Below are 3,294 nucleotides of genomic sequence, written 5' to 3'. Positions count from 1 at the left end.
TATCCCTGGCACCGAGCTATTTTTGCGTAGGGCGACCCCTAAACTATCGTTGCCGCAACAGCGTTTCACCTCTGAGTTCGGGAAGGGATCAGTGTGGTTCCACCGCGCAATAGACACCAGGAAAGACTGTAGGGTCAGAAGACCCTGAAGACTGCACAGAAACGCGAAACCAAATGATGTGAGGTCAAGCCCTCGGTCTGTTAGCACGGCTCGGCTACATACATTACTGCACTTCCACCTACCGCCTAAGAACGGGTGTTCTTCCCGTGACCTTACCCACTTACGTGGTGAGAGCACTCATCTTGAGGTGGGCTTCCCACTTAGATGCTTTCAGCGGTTATCCGCTCCGCACTTGGCTACCCAGCGTTTACCGTTGGCACGATAACTGGTACACCAGCGGTGCGTTCCTCCCGGTCCTCTCGTACTAAGGAGGACTCCTCTCAATGCTCTTACGCCTGCACCGGATATGGACCGAACTGTCTCACGACGTTCTGAACCCAGCTCACGTACCGCTTTAATGGGCGAACAGCCCAACCCTTGGGACGTACTTCCGCCCCAGGTTGCGATGAGCCGACATCGAGGTGCCAAACCTCCCCGTCGATGTGGACTCTTGGGGGAGATCAGCCTGTTATCCCTAGAGTAACTTTTATCCGTTGAGCGACGGCCATTCCACTCTGCGCCGTCGGATCACTAAGGCCTACTTTCGTACCTGCTCGACTTGTCAGTCTTGCAGTCAAGCTCCCTTTATGCCTTTACACTCGCCGCACGGTTTCCAAGCGTGCTGAGGGAACCTTTGCGCGCCTCCGTTACCTTTTAGGAGGCGACCGCCCCAGTCAAACTGCCCACCTGAAACTGTTCCCTGACCGGATAACGGTCATGGGTTAGAATTCTAGCTTCGCCAGAGTGGTATCTCACCGTTGGCTCCATACTCCCCACAAGGAATACTTCATCGCCTCCCACCTATCCTGCGCAAGCCAAGCCCGAACACAATTCCAGGCTACAGTAAAGCTTCATAGGGTCTTTCTGTCCAGGTGCAGGCAGTCCGTATCTTCACAGACATTCCTATTTCGCCGAGTCTCTCTCTGAGACACCATCCAGATCGTTACGCCTTTCGTGCGGGTCGGAACTTACCCGACAAGGAATTTCGCTACCTTAGGACCGTTATAGTTACGGCCGCCGTTCACCGGGGCTTCGGTCGCTAGCTTCAAGGTTTCCCCCTGACCAACTTCCTTAACCTTCCGGCACTGGGCAGGCGTCAGCCCCCATACTGCGTCTTAATGACTTTGCGGAGACCTGTGTTTTTGGTAAACAGTCGCCTGGATCTCTTCACTGCGACCCACGTCTTAGGTGGGCACCCCTTCTTCCGAAGTTACGGGGCCATTTTGCCGAGTTCCTTAGAGAGAGTTATCTCGCGCCCCTTGGTATTCTCAACCTCCCTACCTGTGTCGGTTTCGGGTACAGGTAACTGTAAGTTAACGTGTTTAGAGCTTTTCTTGGAAGCTAGACTATGCCACTTCCCCACCGTAGTGGGTCGTACTCACGCCTCAACTCGAAACGTTTTCGCCGTCTCTCAACATCTTGACGCTTGAACCGGTAACCAACATCCGGCTGACAATTATCTTCTCCGTCCCTCTGCACAACCTACAATCAGTACGGGAATTTTAACCCGTTGTCCATCGACTACGCCGTTCGGCCTCGCCTTAGGCCCTGACTAACCCTCCGGGGACGAACCTGGCGGAGGAAACCTTAGGGTTTCGGGGCATTGGATTCTCACCAATGTTTGCGCTACTCAAGCCGACATTCTCACTTCCGTTTCGTCCACAGCTGCTTGCCGCTACTGCTTCTACCTACGACGGAACGCTCCCCTACCGATTAATCGTTTATTATTAATCCCACAGCTTCGGTACATCGCTTAGCCCCGTTCATTTTCGGCGCGAGAGCGCTTGACTAGTGAGCTATTACGCACTCTTTCAAGGGTGGCTGCTTCTAGGCAAACCTCCTAGTTGTCTGTGCACTCTCACCTCCTTTATCACTTAGCGATGATTTGGGGACCTTAGCTGGTGGTCTGGGCTGTTTCCCTCTTGACAATGAAGCTTATCCCCCACTGTCTCACTGGCAATGTGTGCTCTGGGTATTCAGAGTTTGTCTCGATTTGGTACCGGTCTCCCAGCCCGCACCGAAACAGTGCTTTACCCCCCAGATATAATCATTACCGCTGCGCCTAAACACATTTCGGGGAGAACCAGCTAGCTCCTGGTTCGATTGGCATTTCACCCCTAACCACAACTCATCCGCTGATTTTTCAACATCAGTCGGTGCGGACCTCCACTTGGTGTTACCCAAGCTTCATCCTGGCCATGGTTAGATCACCAGGGTTCGGGTCTATAAACACTGATTATCGCCCTTTTCAGACTCGGTTTCCCTTTGGCTCCAGCATTCTCGCTTTAACCTACCAGTGCCTATAAGTCGCCGGCTCATTCTTCAACAGGCACGCGGTCAGACTTTTAAATAGTCCTCCCACTGCTTGTAAGCTAACGGTTTCATGTTCTATTTCACTCCCCTTCCGGGGTTCTTTTCACCTTTCCCTCGCGGTACTGGTTCACTATCGGTCACACAGTAGTATTTAGCCTTACGAGGTGGTCCTCGCTGATTCACATGGGATTCCTCGTGCCCCATGCTACTCGGGATTCAGCTACTATCCTTGAGTTTTCAACTACAGGACTTTCACCTTCTTTGGTGCAGTATTTAGCTGCTTCGTTTAACCGCTAGATTCGATATTGCTGTCCCACTACCCCAATCGGTAAACCAATTGGTTTAGGCTCTTCCCCTTTCGCTCACCACTACTTAGGGAATCTCTGTTTTGATTTCTCTTCCTCCAGCTACTAAGATGTTTCAATTCGCTGGGTTGGCTCTCTCCTGCCTATATATTCAGCAGGTAGTATATAGGGTTGCCCCATTCGGAAATCTCCGGCTCAATGTTTGCTTCCAACTCCCCGGAGCATATCGTCGGTAACCACGTCCTTCGTCGCCTCTGTGTGCCTAGGTATCCACCGTTAGCCCTTATTAGCTTGACCACTCAATTCATTTGGTGTTTCACATTTTGCATTCACAAATAGTTAGTTCTGCTTACCTCATGACTTCGCACTGATTTTAATCAGCACTCTAAGCCGAGGCACTCAGTACTCTCAATGTCTGTGTCTGCCTGCTAATTTCGCGTTTCTATGCAGTTTTCAAGGTTCTGGCTGAGAACATTCTCAGCAGTCTGACACGAATGTCATGTTGCTGAAATCTCAC

The 3,294-nt window shown here is 51.6% G+C and carries 2 rRNA genes; both read right to left on the bottom strand.

From position 1 onward, the window contains the following. Positions 1–3: 3 nt before the first annotated feature. Positions 4–121, bottom strand: a 5S ribosomal RNA gene (rrf, locus tag IQ274_RS36210). 59 nt (positions 122–180) lie between these two features. Continuing rightward, positions 181–3,074: ribosomal RNA gene (locus IQ274_RS36205) — 23S ribosomal RNA — on the bottom strand. Positions 3,075–3,294: the final 220 nt, after the last annotated feature.

This window comes from Nostoc sp. LEGE 12447, assembly GCF_015206985.1.
GTDB lineage: Bacteria > Cyanobacteriota > Cyanobacteriia > Cyanobacteriales > Nostocaceae > Nostoc.
The sequence above is the reverse complement of the archived record's forward strand: the minus strand, read 5'-3'. Positions and strand labels throughout refer to the sequence as shown.